Genomic DNA, 17,943 nt, shown 5'->3' on the forward strand with positions numbered 1-17,943 from the left:
CTACTTGATCAGGTAGATCGTCGCGAAGAGGCCGATCCAGACGACATCGACGAAGTGCCAGTAGTAGGACACGACGATGGCCGACGTGGCCTGTTCGTGGGTGAACCTCTTCGCGGCGTACGTCCGGCCGAGGACCAGCAGGAAGGCGATGAGACCGCCCGTCACGTGCAGGCCGTGGAAGCCGGTGGTCAGGTAGAAGACCGAGCCGTACGGGCCGGACGAGAGCGACATGCCCTCGTGCTTGACCAGCTCGGTGTACTCGAACACCTGGCCGCCGATGAAGATCGCGCCCATGACGAACGTGATGATGAACCACGTACGGAGCTTCTTCACGTCACCGCGCTCCGCGGCGAAGACGCCGAGCTGGCACGTGAGAGAAGAGAGCACCAGGATCGTGGTGTTCGTTGCCGAGAAGGGCAGATTCAGGGCCGAAGCCTGCTCTGTCCAGTACTCGGTACCCGTCACCGATCGCAGGGTGAAGTACATCGCGAAGAGGGCCGCGAAGAACATCAGCTCGGAACTCAACCAGATGATGGTTCCGACGCTGACGAGGTTCGGTCGATTGACCGTCGGGTGCGCGTGCCCGGTATCTACTGTCGTTGCTGTCGCCACGACCGACATTATGTCGGTCGCTTATCCGGCCCTCACGCCGGGGGGTGCCGTTCGGAGTGTCCGGGCCCCGTGCAGGGCCCGAACGGCCCATCAGCCGACCGTGCGCGAGCGTGTGCGAACCGATGTTGACACCGGGTCGGGAGGAGTAGCATCCCGCGCAACATCAACGTGATTCACGGCACCGTGGAGGAACGAAATGCGGTCGACTGCACGGGTTCTGGTCTACAGCGACGACGCGAACACCCGGCAGCAGGTGCGCCTGGCGGCCGGACGCCGGCCGGCCGCGGACCTGCCGCCGGTGGAGTTCACCGAGTGCGCCACGCTGCCCGCCGTCCTGTCCGAGCTGGACGCGGGCGGGATCGACGTGTGCGTCCTGGACGGCGAGGCCGTTCCGGCCGGCGGCATGGGCGTGTGCCGGCAGATCAAGGACGAGGTCTTCCGCTGCCCGCCCGTGCTGCTGCTGATGGGCCGTCCGCAGGACGCCTGGCTGGCCACCTGGAGCCGCGCGGATGCGGCGGTGACGCTTCCGGTCGACCCGGTGGAGTTCGCGGACGCCCTGGCGCGCCTGCTGCGCGCACGGCTGTCCCTGGACGCGTAGCGGGCGCCGGCGGGCGCGGCAGGCGCGGCGTACGGAGCCGGCGGGTGCGCAGGGCCGCGTACGGGGCCTGCGCACCGGCCGCGGCCCGGCCGCACCGGGGCCGTAGCGGGCCGCCCGAGCCGGGGCCGCCCGAGCCGGGTGCGGGCCTCAGACCCGCGGGCGCAGGCGGGCCTGGTCGACGACACTGCGGCCGTCCTGGGTGTCCTTGAGCAGGGCGCTGCCCTGGCGCCAGTCCTTCCAGTTCATGTTCCAGTCGCCGTAGCCGTTGCCGAAGGCGGGCATGTCCTCGCCGATGCTGTTGACGACCTGCACGAGGTCGCCCTCGGTGATGTTCTCGTAGAACCAGGCCGCGTTGCCCGTGCTCATGCCGGTGCAGCCGTGGCTGACGTTCTCGTAGCCCTGGGAGCCGACGGACCACGGGGCGGCGTGGACGTATTCACCACTCCAGGTGACACGGGTGGCGTAGTAGACGGGCAGGTCGTAGTTCTCGCTGCCGCCGATGCCGACGGTGTCGCCGCGCATCCGGACGAAGTACTGCTTGCCGAGCACCACCTTGACCCCGTTGCGGGTGGAGAAGCCGGGCTTGCCGGTGGTGATCGGAATGGTGTTGATCACTTCTCCGTTGCGCTTGAACGTCATGTGGTGGGTGGCGGCGTCGGTGAGGACCTCGACGCGGTCCCCGATCTGCAGGGTGACCGGCTTGCTGGCGGCCCCGTGCATGTCCTTGGAGATCCTGACCCCCTCCAGATTGCTCCGTACGGAAACGGTGGAGTGGGCGGGCCAGTACTCCTTGGGCCTGAAATGCACGTGCTTGTCGTCCACCCAGTGCCAGGCGCCCTCGACGCCGGGCGGGGTGTCGACGACCAGGCCGCGCTCCACGACAGCGCGGGCGGCCCGGTCCTTGACGGCCTCGTCGAGTTCGGCGGTGATGGGCTGTCCGACGCCGTATTTGCCGTCCAGCGGGCCGAATGCGACCTTCAGGACCTTCTTGGCCGGAGTGGTCTCGAACGTCAGCCTGCGCTGCCCCGGAGCGCCCCGCGCGTTCTCCGTGTTCACGGTGACGGTGTAGCGGGTTCCGGCGGCCATGGCGGTGGTGCTGTGCCAGCGGTCGCCCTTGGCGGTGAGTTCGCCCGCGAGGCGGTGGCCGAGGCTGTCCACGGCGGTGACGTCGGTGATGCGGACGCCCCCGGCGGCCTTGGCGGTGACTTCGAGGGGGCGGTTGTGGTCGACCGGGCGGCCGCCCCGGACCTGGTTGAAAGCGACTTCGTCGCCCGCGTCGTAGGGGCGGGCGGACAGCGGGTTGTCGCCGGGCCCGCATGCGGTGGCGCCGGCACCGACGGACGCGGCCAGGAGGGAGCAGCCGACGACCGTCCAGAGACGCGGTGAGTGCTTCATGGGGCCAAGGCTATGAAAATCAGACAAATAAGGCGCGTGGTGTGACTGCAAAAGAGGGGCCCGGACTCCTCCGTTCGAGGAGTCCGGGCCCCGGACCACCGGCCTTCCGGCCGGGTACTGCAGATACCGCTACTGGTTCTGGTTCTCACCGCGGTAGTACTCGTACACCCAGCCCCACAGGCCGATCAGGATGATCGGGGCCGAGAAGTACATGAGCCACCAGCCGAAGATGACGCCCATGAAGGCGAGCGCACCACCGATGGCCAGCGAGAGCGGCTGCCAGCTGTGCGGGGCGAAGAACCCCAGCTCGCCGGCCTCGTCGGCGACTTCGGCCTCCAGGTTGTCCTGGGCCATCTCGTCGACACGCTTGGCCGTGAAGGCCAGGTAGTAGCCGATCATCACGCTCAGGCCGAAGGCCAGGAAGAGCGCGGTGGTTCCCACGGGCTCCTTCGACCACACGCCGTACACGACGGCCATGATCAGAATGAAGGCGGAGAGCCAGAGGAACATCTTGCCCTGGATCTTCACTTGCCTGCCTCCTTGGCACCGGTGACAGCCTTGGCGCCGTGGTCCTCGAGGTGGTCGAGGGCCGCGATCTCCGGGTGGTGGAGGTCGAAGGCGGGCGACTCACTGCGAATACGCGGCAGCGTGAGGAAGTTGTGCCGCGGCGGCGGGCAGGACGTCGCCCACTCGAGCGAACGGCCGTAGCCCCACGGGTCGTCGACCTCGATCTTCTTGCCGTACTTGGCGGTCTTCCACACGTTGTACATGAACGGCAGCATCGACAGGCCGAGCAGGAACGAGCTGATCGTCGAGATCATGTTCAGGCCGGTGAAGCCGTCGGCGGCGAGGTAGTCCGCGTAACGGCGCGGCATGCCCTCGGCACCCAGCCAGTGCTGCACCAGGAACGTGCCGTGGAAGCCCACGAACAGCGTCCAGAAGGTGATCTTGCCGAGGCGCTCGTCCAGCATCTTGCCCGTGAACTTCGGCCACCAGAAGTGGAAGCCGGAGAACATCGCGAAGACCACGGTGCCGAAGATGACGTAGTGGAAGTGCGCGACGACGAAGTACGAGTCGGAGACGTGGAAGTCCATCGGGGGCGAGGCCAGGATGACGCCGGTCAGACCACCGAAGGTGAAGGTGATCAGGAAGCCGACGGCCCAGAGCATCGGGGTCTCGAAGGACAGCGAGCCCTTCCACATGGTGCCGATCCAGTTGAAGAACTTCACACCGGTCGGTACCGCGATCAGGAAGGTCATGAAGGAGAAGAACGGCAGCAGCACACCGCCGGTGACGTACATGTGGTGCGCCCACACCGTCACGGAGAGGCCGGCGATCGCGATCGTCGCCGCGATCAGACCGATGTAACCGAACATCGGCTTGCGCGAGAAGACCGGGATGACCTCGGAAATGATGCCGAAGAACGGCAGGGCGATGATGTACACCTCTGGGTGTCCGAAGAACCAGAAGAGGTGCTGCCACAGCAGTGCGCCACCGTTGGCCGCGTCGAAGATGTGGCTGCCGAACTTGCGGTCGGACTCCAGCGCGAAGAGCGCGGCGGCCAGGACCGGGAAGGCGAGCAGGACCAGGACACCGGTCAGCAGCACGTTCCAGGTGAAGATCGGCATGCGGAACATCGTCATGCCCGGAGCGCGCATGCAGATGATCGTGGTGATGAAGTTGACCGAGCCGAGGATCGTACCGAAGCCGGAGAAGGCCAGACCCATGATCCACATGTCGGCGCCGATGCCCGGCGAGCGGACCGCGTCCGACAGCGGGGAGTAGGCGAACCAGCCGAAGTCGGCGGCGCCCTGCGGGGTGAGGAAGCCGGCGACCGCGATGGTCGAGCCGAAGAGGTACAGCCAGTACGCGAACATGTTCAGCCGCGGGAACGCCACGTCGGGCGCGCCGATCTGCAGCGGCATGATCCAGTTCGCGAAGCCGGCGAACAGCGGCGTGGCGAACATCAGCAGCATGATCGTGCCATGCATGGTGAACGCCTGGTTGAACTGCTCGTTCGACATGATCTGCGTGCCCGGACGGGCCAGCTCGGCGCGCATGAAGAGCGCCATCACGCCGCCGATCAGGAAGAACACGAACGACGTGACCAGGTACAGCGTACCGATGGTCTTGTGGTCGGTCGTGGTCAGCCATTTCACGACCACGCTGCCGGGCTGCCTGCGCCGCACCGGCAGCTCGTTTTCATACGAGTCGGCGGCGGCACCCTGGGATTCGTTGAGGATGCTCACAGTTTGTTCGTCTCCGCATTCCGGGCCGGGTCAGTCTGCTTGATGCCGGCCGGGAGGAAGCCGGTCTGCCCCTTCTCGGCCAGTTCCTTCAGGTGCGCCCGGTATTCCTCGGGCGAGACGACCTTGACGTTGAAGAGCATCCGGGAGTGGTCGACACCGCAGAGCTCGGCGCACTTGCCCATGAAGACGCCCTCCTGGGAAGGCGTGACCTCGAAGACGTTGGTGTGGCCCGGGATGACGTCCTGCTTGAAGAGGAACGGAACCACCCAGAAGGAGTGGATGACGTCGTTCGAGGACAGGATGAAGCGGACCTTCTCGCCCTTGGGGAGCCAGAGGGTCGGACCCGGGTTGCCCGTCTCCAGGTTCTTGTCGCCGGGGATGCCCTTGTCGTAGACGCCTTCGGCGCCCGCCGGGAAGTCCTTGGTGAAGCGGTCCGGAATGGAGGCCAGCTCCTTGGGAGCCTTGCCGCCCTTCGGGGTCGCCCCGTCGCCGTCGACGTTCTCGATGTAGTTGAAGCCCCAGCTCCACTGGAAACCGACCACGTTGATGGTGTGCGCCGGCTTCGAGAGGGCGAGGAGCTTGGACTCGTCACGCGCGGTGAAGTAGAACAGCACCGAGACGATGATGAGCGGGACCACGGTGTACAGCGCCTCGATGGGCATGTTGTACCGGGTCTGCGGGGGGACCTCCACCTTGGTCCGGCTGCGCCGGTGGAACATGACGCTCCACAGGATCAGGCCCCACACCAGGATGCCGGTGACAAGAGCAGCCGCCCAGGACCCCTGCCACAGGGAAAGGATGCGAGGCGCCTCCTCCGTGACGGGGTAGGGCATTCCGAGGCGGGGGAAGTCTTCCCAGTTGTACGAGCAACCAGTGGCGGTCGCCAGAACAACGCCCGCAGTCAGCGCCTGCAGCAGCTTCCGCCGCATCGGGCGCCGCGGCGAGCGGTCGGAGCCGTAGGGACTCACGTAGCGCCTTCCCGAGAGTCTCGGCCCGCGCGGCCGGCCGCGGCCGTGTTCGGGTCGGTCGCCGGCCCTGACGCAGGCAGGGGTTTGGATGTTTATGCGGACCAAACCCTACTGGACGCTATTTGGGGTCGCGCGGGGAGGGTGCCCAACGCGCCGCTACTGCCCCCGAAGGGATGGATCCGCCGTACGGGGGACGGCGCAACACCCGCTGAATGGCGGGCTCCGGGGCGTATCTGACGCCCCCTGACCTCCCCTTCCCGCGGGCTGACGTTAGCGTGACCGGATGCCGTACTTCGACACCGCGTCCGCCGCCCCGCTGCACCCCGTGGCCCGGCAGGCGCTGCAGGCCTCGCTGGACGAGGGCTGGGCGGACCCCGCCCGGCTGTACCGGGAGGGCCGGCGCGCGCGGCTCCTGCTGGACGCGGCGCGCGAGGCCGCCGCCGAGGCGGTGGGCTGCCGCCCCGACGAGCTCGTCTTCACCCCATCGGGGACGCATGCGGTTCACTCGGGCATTGCGGGCGCACTCGCCGGGCGCCGGCGCATCGGCCGGCATGCGGTCGTGTCGGCCGTCGAACACAGTTCCGTGCTCCACGCCGCCGAGGCGCACGAGGCGGCCGGCGGCACCGCGGCCCGGGTGGAGGTGGACCGGACCGGCGCGGTCTCGGCGGCGGGATACGCCTCCGCGCTGACCCCCTCGACCGCGCTGGCCTGCCTGCAGTCGGCCAACCACGAGGTGGGCACGGTGCAGCCGGTGGCGGAGGTGGCAGAGGTGTGCGCGGCGGCCGGGGTGCCGCTGTTCGTGGACGCCGCCCAGTCGCTGGGCTGGGGCCCGGTCGAGGGCGGCTGGTCGCTGCTGGCCGCGAGCGCCCACAAGTGGGGCGGCCCGGCGGGCGTCGGCCTGCTGGCCGTCCGCAAAGGTGTCCGGTTCTCGCCCCAAGGCCCCGCCGACGAGCGGGAGTCGGGCCGCTCCCCCGGCTTCACCAACCTCCCGGCGATCGTCGCGGCCGCCGCGTCGCTGCGGGCGGTGCGGGCCGAGGCGGAGGCGGAGGCGGCCCGGCTGCGGGTGCTGGTGGACCGGATCCGGCGGCGGGTGGCCCGGCTGGTGCCGGACGTGGAGGTGGTCGGCGACCCCGTACGGCGGCTGCCGCACCTGGTCACCTTCTCCTGCCTGTACGTCGACGGCGAGACCCTGCTGCACGAGCTGGACCGGGCGGGCTACTCGGTCTCCTCCGGCTCCTCCTGTACCAGCTCCACCCTGACCCCGAGTCATGTGCTGCGGGCGATGGGCGTGCTGTCGGAGGGCAACGTACGGGTCTCCCTGCCGCGGGGGACGACCGCCGAGGAGGTCAACGGCTTCCTGGACGTACTGCCGGGCCTGGTCGCCGGGGTGCGGGCCACGCTCGGCGTGGCCGAGCCGGAGCTGCAGGCCCCGGTCGCCAGGTCCTCGGACAGCGGCGCCCTGGAGATCGACGCCCTGGGCCTGCGCTGCCCGCAGCCGGTGATCGAGCTGGCCCGGGCCATCGGCACCGTCCCGGTCGGCGGGACGGTCACGGTCCTGTCGGACGACGAGGTGGCCCGGCTGGACATCCCGGCGTGGTGCTCGATGCGCGGCCACACCTACCTGGGCGAGTCCCCCCGCCCGGCGGGGACGGCGTACGCGGTCCGCCGGGAGCTGTGAACCGGGCGGGGCTCGGCGCCCCGCCCGGTCCAGGGTGGCCGACGGGCGGGTGGCCGACCGGTGGCCGGGCGGGTGGCCGGGCGGGTGGCCGGCCGGCCGGGTGGCCGGAACTACGCGGCCAGGTGCTCGCGGACCTCGGCGGCGGCGTCCTCGCCGTACGCCTTGGTGAAGCGCTCCATGAAGTGGGCGCGGGCCAGGGTGTACTCCTGGGTGCCCAGCGTCTCGATCACGAGGGTGGCCAGCATGCAGCCGACCTGCGCGGCGCGCTCCAGGCCGACGCCCCAGCCGAGGCCGGCCAGGAAGCCGGCGCGGAAGGCGTCGCCGACGCCGGTCGGGTCGACCTTGGCGGTCTCCTCCGGGCAGCCGACCGTGATGGTCTCCTCGCCGGCCCGCTCGATCCGGACGCCGCGGGAGCCGAGGGTGGTGACGCGGGTGCCGACCTTGGCGAGGATCTCCTCGTCGGTCCAGCCGGACTTCGTCTCGATGAGGCCCTTCTCGTACTCGTTGGAGAAGAGGAAGGTCGCACCGTCCATCAGGGTGCGGATGTTCTCGCCGTCCATGCGGGCGATCTGCTGGGAGAAGTCCGCGGCGAAGGGGATGCCGCGTGTACGGCACTCCTCGGTGTGGCGGAGCATCGCCTCGGGGTCGTCGGCGCCGATGAGGACGAGGTCGAGGCCGCCGATGCGGTCGGCGACGGCCTTCAGCTCGATGAGGCGGGCCTCGCTCATCGCGCCCGTGTAGAAGGAGCCGATCTGGTTGTGGTCGGCGTCCGTGGTGCAGACGAAGCGCGCGGTGTGCAGCATCTCGGAGATCCGCACGGAGGAGGTGTCGACGCCGTGCCGGTCCAGCCAGGCGCGGTACTCGTCGAAGTCCGAGCCGGCCGCGCCGACCAGGATCGGGCGGAGGCCGAGCTGGCCCATGCCGAAGCAGATGTTCGGGCCGACACCGCCCCGCCGGACGTCGAGGTTGTCGACGAGGAAGGAGAGGGAGACCGTGTGCAGCTGGTCCGCGACGAACTGGTCGGCGAAGCGGCCGGGGAAGGTCATGAGGTGGTCGGTGGCGATGGAGCCGGTGACTGCGATACGCACGGCGTGGATGCTCCTGCAAGGACGGCAAGGGTGACAGTCAACGCTACCCGCTAACGGCCCGGACGCCGACCGCACGAAACTACCCCGTAGTAGGCCTTTCTTCGCCCGGCAGCCCGCGCCTACCGTGCCCCCATGACCTCTACCGATGGATTCGGCTACGGAGAGTACGCATCCGACACGCGGCCGGGTTTTGCGCGGCTGCTCGGCGACTGCGCCAGGATGGCCCCGCACTGGGCGGTCCCCGCGGACCCGCGTCCGGCCAGGGTGGCGCCCTCGCAGATCCACGGGATCAGCGTTCCGCCCGCCTCGGCCCGGCTCATCGCCGCCACCGCCGAGTACGGCGATTAGGGCGCGGCGGAACCGGTTTCGCCTCTGTTCCGTCACACCCGCATCAGCCAGCCACGGCGGTACGGGCGAAGGAGCATGCGGTGACCACCGAACAACCCGACACATCACGCGGCACACGGCGGCGGCCGGCCTGGGCCATCGGCTCGATCGCGGCCGCCGTCCTGCTCGCGGGCGGCGGCACGGCGTACTGGGCGTCGACGGCGTACGGCGACGGCGGGCGGGGCGGCGGTACGGCGGACAGCACGGCCTCCGCGCCGCGCGTCGCGCCGAGCCCCTCCGGGCCGGGCATCGCCCCCGGGGAACCCGACCCGCGGGGCAGCGGAGTGACGTACCGGGCGGAGGGCGGGCTGCCGTCCGCCCCGGCGGCCGCACCCTCGTACGCCGCCACCGGCGAGGTCACCGCGGAGGAGGCGGCCCGGCTCGCGGCGGCCCTCGGCATCGCGGGCAGCCCGCAGCTCAGCGGTGAGACCTGGCAGGCCGGGGAGGGCGCCGACGGCTTCGGGCCGCGCCTCACGATCAGCCGGAAGGCGCCGGGCAGCTGGACCTTCACCCGCTTCCACTCGGGCGGCGGCGCGGGCGACGACTGCCGGCGCGGCAAGGACACCTGCGGACCCGCCACCCTCCCCCAGGGCGCGGACGGCGGCAGCGGCAAGCCCCCCGCCGGAGGCGGCGGCAACCCGGTGTCCGAGGAGGCCGCCAAGACCGCGGCCGCCCCGGTCCTGGCTGCGGTCGGCCAGAGCGGGGCCCGGCTGGACGCCCGCCTCACGCAGGGCTCCGTACGGGTGGTGACCGCCGACCCGGTGATCGGCGGGCTGCCCACCCAGGGCTGGGCCACCAAGGTCAGCGTGGGCGCGGACGGCCAGGTCGTGGCGGGCAGCGGCGAACTGAAGGAGCCGGTCCGCGCGGGCGAGCAGCCGGTGGTGAGTGCGTCCGAGGCCCTGGAGCGCCTGAACCGGGCTTCGGGCGGGGGCGGCGCGGACCGCGGCCCGAGCGGCTGCGCGACGTCCGTCCCGCTGACCCCGGACGTCCCCGGCCCGTCGGACCCGCTGCCCTGCAACCCCGAGCCGCGGCCCATCAAGCCGCCGCGGACGGAGACGGTGAAGGGCGCGGTGCTGGGGCTCGCCCCCGGGACCGTGAACGGGGCCCGCGGCCTGGTCCCGGCCTGGCACTTCGAGGTGGCGGGCAAGGACGGCGCGCCCGGCCACACGGTGGTCCAGCCGGCCGCGGCGAACGGCCCCGGCAACGACGCCCCGCCCCAGCCGGCCCCGACGACGGGCGCGGGCCGTACGGTGCCCGGGTTCTCGTACACGGAGGCCGACCGGAAGCTGACGGTGAACTTCTGGGGCGGGGTGTGCAGCACCTACGCACTGGAGGCCCGCGAGGAGGCGGGCTCGGTCATGGTCCGCATCACGGACACCCCGAACGACCCGGCCCGGGCCTGCATCATGATCGCCCAGGAGATGACGGTCACGGCAACCCTGAACCAGCCCCTGGGCACCCGCAAGGTAGTGGACGCCACCACAGGCAAGCCCCTCCCCCACCAGTAACCACGACGCATACGGCGAAGGCCCCCTGGCCCAACGGCGCTTGCCGGCCCCAGGGGGCCTTCGCACACCCGCCCCGTCCTCAGCCCTTCTCGCCCATGGCTGTCCGCAGCCAGTCCAGCGTGCCCTGGCCGAGCAGTTCCCCGGCCAGCCGCTTCCCGGTCTCCGTCGTGAGCCTGGCGCGGCTGTTGTCGATCCACCGTTGGGCGGCCTCGTATCCCTGGGCCTTGTACTCGATGCCCTGGAGCAGGCACTCCAGCTTGTCGGCGTCGCGGGCGCAGACCGCCTCGGGGGAGTCCTGGGCCTCGTACTCGGCGACCAGGTCCCGGATCGCCGACGCCAGCGCCTCGGGCATGCCCGCGGTCTGGTCGGCCGTGACGGCCCGCGGGTCGGCGCCGGCCGCGTACTTCTTCCCCAGGTGGTTGACGTCCCCGGTGCGGGTCTCCTGGGTGTCGTGCCAGACGGCGAGGAACGCCGCCCGCGCAGGGTCGGCGCCCTCCAGCTCGGCGATGACGGACGCGATGACCGAGGTGCGCCACGAGTGCTCGGCGACGCTCTCGGGGTCGTTGACGCCCGCCATCCACCAGCCCGTGCGGCGGGCGTGCTTGAGCGTCCCCGCTTCGTACAGGAAACGGGCCACCGCGGACAGGTCGTCAGCCACTGGTTCTCCTCCTCACACCCCGGCAAGGCGAATCACGTGCCGGCTTCGGTCCGGGCAGGCGGGATTGTGCGATCTGGATCACACGGATGAGGCCCTGCCCCCCACCCTGACATGACGAGCTGCGAGGAGAGGGGCAAGCCCGCCATGTCCACCGACGCTACCCCGGACCCGTACGCCGACCCGCTGGTGTTCGGCCAGAGAATGCAGATCCTCCGCCAACGCCGCGGGCTCACCCGGGAACAGCTCGGCGGTCTCGTGGCCCGGTCCGGGTCGTGGGTCAAGGCAGTCGAGACCGGCCGGCTGAAGACACCCGCCCTGCCGGTCATCCTGCGGATCGCCGAAGTGCTGCGCGTTCGGGACCTGTCCGACCTCACGGGGAACCAGTCCCTGCGCGCCGACCTCTTCACCGGCCCCGGGCACCCGCGGTTCGCGGCCGTCCGCGAGGCCTTGAACGCGTTCCCGGTTGCCGGTGGCCGGGAGGCGCCCCCCACCGCCCACCTTGAGGCGCGTCTCGCCCGGGCGTGGTCCGCCCGGCATTCGGCGCCGAACCACCGTGAGGTGGTGGGCGCGCTGCTGCCCGATCTGATCCGGGACGCGCAGGCAGCCGTCCGGCAGGCCGGGACGATCGCCGACCGGAAGGCCGCCCAGGCCCGACTGGCCGAGGTGTACGCCCTCGCGCAGTTCTTCTGCGCCTACCAGCCCGACGCGCCGCTCCTTTGGCGGGTCGCCGAGCGGGGCATGACGGCCGCCCAGGACTCCGAGGACCCGCATGCGCTGGGCCTGGCCGCCTGGCTCAGCACCCACGCCCACCGCGACAGCGGGGCGTACGACGCCGCGGACGCGATCACCCTGGAGACCCTCCGGTACCTGGAGCCGCTGCTCCCCGATGCCGGCACGGACGTACGGGCCGTGGCCGGCGCCCTGACCGTCGAGGCCGGCCTGACGGCCGCAAAGCGCGGGGAGACCGGCACGGCATGGCGGTACTGGGATGAGGCCCGCTCGCTCGCGGAGTCGCTGCCGGAGGCGTACTACCACCCGGTGACGTCGTTCTCGCGGGCGGTCATCGGCGCCCACGCCGTCACGGTGGCGGTCGAACTGCGCGCGGGCCGGGAGTCGGCCCGGCAGGCCGCCCGCGCAGAGGCCGCAGCGATTCCGTCCCGGCCGCGGCGGGCCCGCCACCGGATCGAGCAGGCGCGCGCCTACCACCTCGACGCCCAGCCCGACGAGGCGCTGGCCACGCTGGCGCAGGCCCACGAGACCGCCCCGGAGACCGTGCAGTACAACGGCTATGCCCGCCGCATCATCCTGGAAGAGGCCGAGGCGAAGAGCCCGTCCCGCCGCCGGGCGTCCGAACTGGCGCACCGCCTCGGTCTCCTGACGGCCTGAGGCAAGGGGGCGCAATCCGTGCCCCTGCGGTTACCCACCGCCGCCTACCGTCGTCGCACCACCACCCGCTGACGACGGCAGGGAGCACCGGCATGGGTATGCCGCAGGATCACGTGGACGCGACCGCTCTGATCGCCCGGGCGCTCGCCCCGTACGAGGAGCGGCCCGCCGCGGAGGGCGTCGCGGCGCTCATCGGCGACCTGATCGCCTGCGGGCAGAAGCTGCACGGCGCTCTGACCGGGACGCCTTCGCGGCAGCGCCCCGCCGGGGCGTTCGAGGCCCTCGCCGAATGGGAGTACTTCACGGCGGTCGGCCCGCTGGGGTCCGGCCCCCACGCGAACTGGAACCACGCCCGCGGCCTCGCCAGGATCATCCGACAGCTCATGCGCGCACTGGAGCACGCGGCCGAGGCGAGCACACCGTGACCCGGCCGTCGCACGTACCTGAGGCCCCAACCCCACCCCTCACCCGTGCGGGGCTGGGTTGGGCCCGGTCCTCCAGCGTCGGTGATGCAGCGGTCGTACGGGGGCGGTGCGGGGCGGTCGAGGTCAGGGGGCTGCGGCAGCAGTGCTTCGGTCGGCGGCTACTTCGAGGACCATCGCCTCGTAGAACGGGGCGCCCTCCCACGGATGGGACGTGCCGACCGCGTGGTACCCCCACGCGGCATAGGCCATCCGGGCGGGGGCGGCCTCGGGCTCGGGCCTCACGGTGAGCGTGACCCGCTCCACGTCGAGGCCGTCGAGCAGAGCGGCGTGCAAGGCCGCGGCGATGCCCCGGCGGCGCCACGGCTTGCGGACGGCCAGCTCCAGGATCACCCACGTACGGGCGCCGTCCTCGCGCGTGAAGTCTGCCGGCAGCTCCCTGTCCACGTTGCTCCACCACCCGGTGTCAGCGGGGAGCAGGTATCCGTACGTGAAGCCGATGACGTCCGCGCCGTCGCGGGCGACGATCAGACGCATCCCGGCCCGCTGGACGTGCCGGAGGTAGTGGTCGATGAACTGCGCGACGTCGGAAGGGCCCTCGCTGTACGGGAGCTCGGCGTAGACCTCTTCGTAGGCCGGGAGGAACACGTCGAGCGCGCCTGCGGCCTCCTGCCCGTCGAATCGCTCGTACGTCACATCGGACATCACGCAGCCCTCCTTGCCTGCACGTACTCGGCCAACTCTCCGGCGGCCTCCCGGGCGGAGGCGGCTTCCACGGTGCCGAGCGTGCCGGCCACTTCGGCCAGCCGCTTCGTGACGCGCCCGGACTCGACCTCTTCCAGGTGCTCCAGGCTGCCCACCGCATGCGCGGCCCCCTCGTCCACCTCACCCGCGGCGATGAGGTTCTTGGCCAGGGTGATCCTGTAGAGCGCGCGGTTGCGCCCGTACGTGGTCTCCTGGTGGGCGAGGGCCGCGCTGAGGAACCGGGTCGCCGCACGGTGATGTCCCAGTTCGCTGTAGAGCAGGCCTTGGGCGTATTCCAGTTCCGCCGACCCGTGGAACATGGCCCACTCGGGGGAGGGCCGGCCCTTGCGGTTCAGGAGCTTCAACGCCTCGCCGAGGCGGCGGTTGGCCGTCGTGCCGTCACCCATCAGGGCGAGGGCGCGCGTTTCCCGGGCGGCGATGAGCGACTGGAGTGTGGGCGAGCCGAGGTGCGTTGCGCGGTCCTGGGCGGCGCGAGCGAGGTCCAGGCCGTCCCGGGCACGGCCCTCGTGGCACGCCTGGAGGCTCATGGAGGAGAACACGAGGATCTCCAGGTTCACGTCCCTCAGCATCGTGGCCGTGGTGAGGGCCTCACCGAAGTAGCGCCGCGCACTCTCCTGGTCGTCGGCGTCGTAGTAGAGCCAGCCGCAGTGTTCGGCGATCTCGCCCGCGAGGAGCTGGAGCTGACGGCCGATCGTGTCCGGGTACCGGCCCGTGTTGATCACGCGGCGGACCCGGCTCAGGTGCCGGACGGCGAGGGAGCGGACGTCTCCGCCTCCGTACGCGTCGTCCAGGTGGATCAGCGAGCGGAGGCCGGCGCGCAGTTCCGTGAGGTGGGCGGTACCGACGGCTCCGGACGCCCCGAGCGGGGTCATCGGCCGGGTAGGGGCGGGCATGCCCAAGGCGGCTGTGACGCCGACGGAGTCAGCGAGGAAGGCGCGTCGGTGCACGGCCACGGGAATGCCTTTCTGTGCGGGGTGTGCTGCTACCCCCACGTTGGCACTCGGCGGCGGCCCCGGAAACCCCAGCTCGGTCGGGCAAAGGCCGAACATGGCGTGCAACGTCCGCCATGACTTCGCGCGTGGGGCCGGAGGGTTGGGCTGCCGCCATCGTCGGACCTGGCGGTCGGTCAGCGTGACCGGCTCGCCGAGGGTGTCCGCCGTCATCTGGAACGCCCGCAGGAAGTCCGCAGGCTTCTCCCAGCCGTGGACGATGCACGCGTGCGCAAAGGCTGTCGGATCGGGTTGCACCGTCACCTCCGGTGATCTGGATGTTCCTGACGGTAGCGACTTCCGGACGCGGAAGGCCTCTCGGGCTGAAAAGTCCGGCCAAAAGTCCGGCCGAAGGTCCGGCCGCCCCGGTCCAGGAGGAGTTGGCTCATACGTGAAGGAGCCGACGCGCGACGCCCGTCGGCCGCCTACCTACTGACGACGGCAGGGAGCACCGGCATGGGTATGCCGCAGGATCACGTGGACGCGACCGCTCTGATCGCCCGGGCGCTCGCCCCGTACGAGGAGCGGCCCGCCGCGGAGGGCGTCGCGGCGCTCATCGGCGACCTGATCGCCTGCGGGCAGAAGCTGCACGGCGCTCTGACCGGGACGCCTTCGCGGCAGCGCCCCGCCGGGGCGTTCGAGGCCCTCGCCGAATGGGAGTACTTCACGGCGGTCGGCCCGCTGGGGTCCGGCCCCCACGCGAACTGGAACCACGCCCGCGGCCTCGCCAGGATCATCCGACAGCTCGTGCGCGCACTGGAGCACGAGGACGGTTGCCGCCGGGCCGGGCCGTGGGACCCCGTCGCCGTCCGGCCGCGCCGGGAGGCCCCGTGACCGGTTCCGCGGCCGGCCAGGGAGGCCGGTCCGCTCGATCCGGTGGTGGTTGGAGCTCCTTTGCCCGGCGCGAGCTGGGTCAGGTCGTGCTGCCAGTTGTCGAGGTCCTGCTGGAACAGGTAGAGCTCAAGTCGGGCATCGACGAAGCTCGCGGAGACCAGGGCATCGGCTTCCAGAATGTCGTGGCCGGTGGGCTCTCCGGGCTTGTGGCGGCCGGTCACGCGGACGACGCAGCGGTTGCCGTCCGCGTGGTCTCGCTCTCTCCTGGTCGCCGATCGGGGTGCGGGGCGCGTCAAGCCGTCCCCCGGCGGCAGCCCGCATGCGCACGCCTGTATCCGCACATGGCGAAGGCTCCCGACACGGCACGGTGCCGGGAGCCTTTTGCTGCCGCCGCGCGGGTCCCCGGCCGGGCCGGGGCCGCCGCTCGGGCCGGGGTTTAGCTGAAGGAGTCGCCGCAGGCGCAGGAGCCCGTGGCGTTCGGGTTGTCGATGGTGAAGCCCTGCTTCTCGATGGTGTCGACGAAGTCGATCGAGGCGCCCTGGAGGTAGGGGGAGCTCATCCGGTCCGTGACGACCTTCACGCCGTCGAAGTCCTTGACGACGTCCCCGTCGAGGGAGCGCTCGTCGAAGAAGAGCTGGTAGCGCAGGCCGGAGCAGCCACCGGGCTGGACCGCGACGCGGAGCGCGAGGTCGTCGCGGCCCTCCTGCTCCAGCAGGGTCCTGACCTTCTCGGCGGCGGCGTCGGACAGGAGGATGCCGTCGCTCACGGTGGTCTTGTCGTCCTGTACGGACATCTGCATTCACTCCCGAAGTGGGGCGGCTCCCCGCCTCAGGCAGGGAAACGTCGGACTCTTGCCGTCGATGGCAACGAGCGGGGCCGCGGATTCATTCCGGACCCGACGCGTGTTTCAGTCATTCATGCTCGCACACCGGGGCGGACCGGAGGACCGGGCGCAGCGACGGGTTCGTCACGCGCGGATGTGTCGCGGCGAATGCGTCACATCGACACTATGGCCATCGTCAAAGTGACGTGAACCGGCTATCATAGATAGCGTCAAATAGACGAGAAGTCGAATCTGAAGTCTCGTAGTCGCAGAACAGAAAGGGTGCGTGTCGTGACCACCGCCCAGCCTTTGGACGTCCAGCCGACGCCCCTTGCCCTGCTGCTGCTCGGCCGCGAAGCCGACCCCAAGAGCGAGCGCGGGGTGGAGTGCCCCGGCGACCTGCCCTCGCCGTCGGACCCGGACCTGGTGGCACGCGCCCGCGCGGCCAAGGAGAAGCTCGGCGACAAGGTCTTCATCCTCGGCCACCACTACCAGCGGGACGAGGTCATCGAGTTCGCCGACGTCACCGGCGACTCCTTCAAGCTGGCCCGTGACGCGGCCGCCAAGCCGGAGGCCGAGTACATCGTCTTCTGCGGCGTCCACTTCATGGCCGAGTCCGCGGACATCCTGACCGGCGACGACCAGAAGGTCGTCCTGCCGGACCTGGCGGCGGGCTGCTCGATGGCCGACATGGCCACCGCCGAGCAGGTCGCCGAGTGCTGGGACGTGCTGGCCGAGGCGGGCATCGCCGACATGACGGTCCCCGTCTCCTACATGAACTCCTCCGCCGACATCAAGGCCTTCACCGGCAAGCACGGCGGCCTGATCTGCACCTCGTCCAACGCCAAGCGGGCCCTGGACTGGGCGTTCGAGCAGGGCGAGAAGGTGCTCTTCCTCCCGGACCAGCACCTGGGCCGCAACACCGCCGTCCGCGACATGGGCATGTCCCTGGACGACTGCGTGGTCTACAACCCGCACAAGCCGAACGGCGGCCTGACCGCCGAGGAGCTGCGCGGCGCGAAGATGATCCTGTGGCGCGGGCACTGCTCGGTCCACGGCCGTTTCTCGCTGGACTCGGTGAACGACGTCCGCGAGCGCATCCCGGGCGTGAACGTGCTGGTCCACCCCGAGTGCAAGCACGAGGTCGTGGCAGCCGCGGACTACGTCGGCTCGACGGAGTACATCATCAACACGCTGGAGGCGGCCCCGGCCGGCTCCAAGTGGGCCATCGGCACCGAGCTGAACCTGGTCAAGCGACTGGCGAATCGTTTCGGTCCGGAGGGCAAGGAGGTCGTCTTCCTCGACCGGACGGTCTGCTTCTGCTCGACGATGAACCGCATCGACCTGCCGCACCTGGTCTGGACCCTGGAGTCCCTCGCCGAGGGCACCCTGGTCAACCAGATCCAGGTCGACAAGGAGACGGAGAGCTTCGCCAAGCTCGCCCTGGAGCGGATGCTCGCCCTCCCGTAACCACCGCCCATCGCGGGACCCCGCGTACGTACGACCGAAGGGCCGCCCCTCCGTGAGGGGCGGCCCTTCGGCTTACCGCTTTACCGCTTTACCGCTGCACCGCTTCGGCGCGG

The 17,943-nt window shown here is 70.8% G+C and carries 18 protein-coding genes and 1 pseudogene; 8 read left to right on the top strand and 11 right to left on the bottom strand.

All coding sequences use genetic code 11. The features are described from left to right. Complete coding sequence (locus ACIQUT_RS05560; RefSeq protein ID WP_179172919.1) at positions 1 to 621, bottom strand: heme-copper oxidase subunit III; 621 nt, start codon at positions 619 to 621, stop codon at positions 1 to 3. Between the two features lie 187 nt (positions 622 to 808). On the opposite strand from ACIQUT_RS05560, the gene ACIQUT_RS05565 reads away from it, so the two are divergent. Then, a complete protein-coding gene (locus ACIQUT_RS05565) occupies positions 809 to 1,210 on the top strand; it encodes a hypothetical protein (RefSeq protein ID WP_360632573.1) in 402 nt (133 codons plus the stop codon). Positions 1,211 to 1,357: 147 nt separating this feature from the next. Here the strand turns inward: ACIQUT_RS05565 and ACIQUT_RS05570 are convergent, their stop codons facing one another. From ACIQUT_RS05570 to coxB, 4 genes are all read right to left on the bottom strand, one after another. Beyond that, entirely contained in the window at positions 1,358 to 2,605 is a 1,248-nt protein-coding gene (locus ACIQUT_RS05570; protein WP_403559765.1) for an Ig-like domain-containing protein, read from the bottom strand. A gap of 129 nt (positions 2,606 to 2,734) precedes the next feature. Next, positions 2,735 to 3,133 (bottom strand): cytochrome c oxidase subunit 4, encoded by a 399-nt coding sequence (locus tag ACIQUT_RS05575; protein ID WP_403559768.1) that lies wholly within the window; start codon positions 3,131 to 3,133, stop codon positions 2,735 to 2,737. Beyond that, on the bottom strand, positions 3,130 to 4,854 hold the full coding sequence (gene ctaD, locus ACIQUT_RS05580) for a cytochrome c oxidase subunit I (RefSeq protein ID WP_403559770.1): 1,725 nt from the start codon (positions 4,852 to 4,854) through the stop codon (positions 3,130 to 3,132). Before ctaD ends, ACIQUT_RS05575 begins: the two co-directional genes overlap by 4 nt. Beyond that, positions 4,851 to 5,822, bottom strand: coding sequence for a cytochrome c oxidase subunit II (gene coxB / locus ACIQUT_RS05585; protein ID WP_403559773.1), 972 nt, complete (start codon positions 5,820 to 5,822; stop codon positions 4,851 to 4,853). Before coxB ends, ctaD begins: the two co-directional genes overlap by 4 nt. A 283-nt stretch (positions 5,823 to 6,105) precedes the next feature. Between coxB and ACIQUT_RS05590 the strand changes: the two genes are divergently transcribed. Beyond that, positions 6,106 to 7,500 (top strand): cysteine desulfurase/sulfurtransferase TusA family protein, encoded by a 1,395-nt coding sequence (locus ACIQUT_RS05590; RefSeq protein WP_403559775.1) that lies wholly within the window; start codon positions 6,106 to 6,108, stop codon positions 7,498 to 7,500. Positions 7,501 to 7,610: 110 nt separating this feature from the next. On the opposite strand, the gene ACIQUT_RS05595 is transcribed toward ACIQUT_RS05590, so the two are convergent. Next, positions 7,611 to 8,588 carry a carbohydrate kinase family protein gene (locus ACIQUT_RS05595; RefSeq protein WP_403559778.1) on the bottom strand — a complete coding sequence of 326 codons (978 nt, stop codon included), beginning with the start codon at positions 8,586 to 8,588 and terminating at the stop codon, positions 7,611 to 7,613. Positions 8,589 to 8,720: 132 nt separating this feature from the next. Between ACIQUT_RS05595 and ACIQUT_RS05600 the strand changes: the two genes are divergently transcribed. Beyond that, a complete protein-coding gene (locus tag ACIQUT_RS05600; protein ID WP_403559781.1) occupies positions 8,721 to 8,936 on the top strand; it encodes a hypothetical protein in 216 nt (71 codons plus the stop codon). A gap of 80 nt (positions 8,937 to 9,016) precedes the next feature. Next, the gene (locus tag ACIQUT_RS05605; RefSeq protein WP_403559784.1) at positions 9,017 to 10,483 is read left to right on the top strand and encodes a hypothetical protein; all 1,467 of its coding nucleotides are present in this window, start codon (positions 9,017 to 9,019) and stop codon (positions 10,481 to 10,483) included. Between the two features lie 79 nt (positions 10,484 to 10,562). Here the strand turns inward: ACIQUT_RS05605 and ACIQUT_RS05610 are convergent, their stop codons facing one another. Continuing rightward, positions 10,563 to 11,141, bottom strand: coding sequence for an HD family hydrolase (locus ACIQUT_RS05610; protein WP_403559787.1), 579 nt, complete (start codon positions 11,139 to 11,141; stop codon positions 10,563 to 10,565). Between the two features lie 144 nt (positions 11,142 to 11,285). Between ACIQUT_RS05610 and ACIQUT_RS05615 the strand changes: the two genes are divergently transcribed. Together ACIQUT_RS05615 and ACIQUT_RS05620 are read left to right on the top strand one after the other, a co-directional pair. Beyond that, complete coding sequence (locus ACIQUT_RS05615; protein ID WP_403559789.1) at positions 11,286 to 12,527, top strand: helix-turn-helix domain-containing protein; 1,242 nt, start codon at positions 11,286 to 11,288, stop codon at positions 12,525 to 12,527. 92 nt (positions 12,528 to 12,619) lie between these two features. After that, positions 12,620 to 12,952 (top strand): DUF6415 family natural product biosynthesis protein, encoded by a 333-nt coding sequence (locus ACIQUT_RS05620; RefSeq protein ID WP_403559792.1) that lies wholly within the window; start codon positions 12,620 to 12,622, stop codon positions 12,950 to 12,952. Between the two features lie 123 nt (positions 12,953 to 13,075). Here ACIQUT_RS05620 and ACIQUT_RS05625 read toward each other — a convergent pair whose 3' ends face one another. Next, positions 13,076 to 13,654: a GNAT family N-acetyltransferase gene (locus ACIQUT_RS05625; RefSeq protein ID WP_403559795.1), complete on the bottom strand. Its 579-nt coding sequence runs from the start codon at positions 13,652 to 13,654 to the stop codon at positions 13,076 to 13,078. Continuing rightward, positions 13,654 to 14,667 carry a hypothetical protein gene (locus ACIQUT_RS05630; RefSeq protein ID WP_403559797.1) on the bottom strand — a complete coding sequence of 338 codons (1,014 nt, stop codon included), beginning with the start codon at positions 14,665 to 14,667 and terminating at the stop codon, positions 13,654 to 13,656. The genes ACIQUT_RS05625 and ACIQUT_RS05630 overlap by 1 nt, the downstream gene beginning before the upstream one ends. Before the next feature lie 492 nt (positions 14,668 to 15,159). On the opposite strand from ACIQUT_RS05630, the gene ACIQUT_RS05635 reads away from it, so the two are divergent. Continuing rightward, positions 15,160 to 15,537 carry a DUF6415 family natural product biosynthesis protein gene (locus tag ACIQUT_RS05635; protein ID WP_403559799.1) on the top strand — a complete coding sequence of 126 codons (378 nt, stop codon included), beginning with the start codon at positions 15,160 to 15,162 and terminating at the stop codon, positions 15,535 to 15,537. A 65-nt stretch (positions 15,538 to 15,602) separates the two neighbouring features. On the opposite strand, the pseudogene ACIQUT_RS05640 reads toward ACIQUT_RS05635, so the two are convergent. Continuing rightward, positions 15,603 to 15,878, bottom strand: a pseudogene (locus ACIQUT_RS05640) (DUF5959 family protein); the annotation flags it as partial. Between the two features lie 95 nt (positions 15,879 to 15,973). Continuing rightward, positions 15,974 to 16,330, bottom strand: coding sequence for an iron-sulfur cluster insertion protein ErpA (erpA, locus tag ACIQUT_RS05645; RefSeq protein WP_403559801.1), 357 nt, complete (start codon positions 16,328 to 16,330; stop codon positions 15,974 to 15,976). 312 nt (positions 16,331 to 16,642) lie between these two features. On the opposite strand from erpA, the gene nadA reads away from it, so the two are divergent. Continuing rightward, positions 16,643 to 17,830: a quinolinate synthase NadA gene (gene nadA, locus ACIQUT_RS05650; protein ID WP_403559803.1), complete on the top strand. Its 1,188-nt coding sequence runs from the start codon at positions 16,643 to 16,645 to the stop codon at positions 17,828 to 17,830. The last annotated feature ends 113 nt before the right edge of the window (positions 17,831 to 17,943 follow it).

Source organism: Streptomyces sp. NPDC090445 (genome assembly GCF_044769385.1).
Taxonomy (GTDB): domain Bacteria; phylum Actinomycetota; class Actinomycetes; order Streptomycetales; family Streptomycetaceae; genus Streptomyces.

Excerpts from the sequence above, each read along its gene's own strand:
- ACIQUT_RS05590 (WP_403559775.1), top strand. The coding sequence starts at position 6,106 with ATGCCGTACTTCGACACCGCGTCCGCCGCCCCGCTGCACCCCGTGGCC.
- ACIQUT_RS05570 (WP_403559765.1), bottom strand. The coding sequence starts at position 2,605 with ATGAAGCACTCACCGCGTCTCTGGACGGTCGTCGGCTGCTCCCTCCTG.
- erpA (WP_403559801.1), bottom strand. The coding sequence starts at position 16,330 with ATGTCCGTACAGGACGACAAGACCACCGTGAGCGACGGCATCCTCCTG.
- ACIQUT_RS05560 (WP_179172919.1), bottom strand. The coding sequence starts at position 621 with ATGTCGGTCGTGGCGACAGCAACGACAGTAGATACCGGGCACGCGCAC.
- ACIQUT_RS05565 (WP_360632573.1), top strand. The coding sequence starts at position 809 with ATGCGGTCGACTGCACGGGTTCTGGTCTACAGCGACGACGCGAACACC.
- ACIQUT_RS05615 (WP_403559789.1), top strand. The coding sequence starts at position 11,286 with ATGTCCACCGACGCTACCCCGGACCCGTACGCCGACCCGCTGGTGTTC.
- ACIQUT_RS05620 (WP_403559792.1), top strand. The coding sequence starts at position 12,620 with ATGGGTATGCCGCAGGATCACGTGGACGCGACCGCTCTGATCGCCCGG.
- ACIQUT_RS05625 (WP_403559795.1), bottom strand. The coding sequence starts at position 13,654 with ATGTCCGATGTGACGTACGAGCGATTCGACGGGCAGGAGGCCGCAGGC.
- ACIQUT_RS05600 (WP_403559781.1), top strand. The coding sequence starts at position 8,721 with ATGACCTCTACCGATGGATTCGGCTACGGAGAGTACGCATCCGACACG.
- ACIQUT_RS05635 (WP_403559799.1), top strand. The coding sequence starts at position 15,160 with ATGGGTATGCCGCAGGATCACGTGGACGCGACCGCTCTGATCGCCCGG.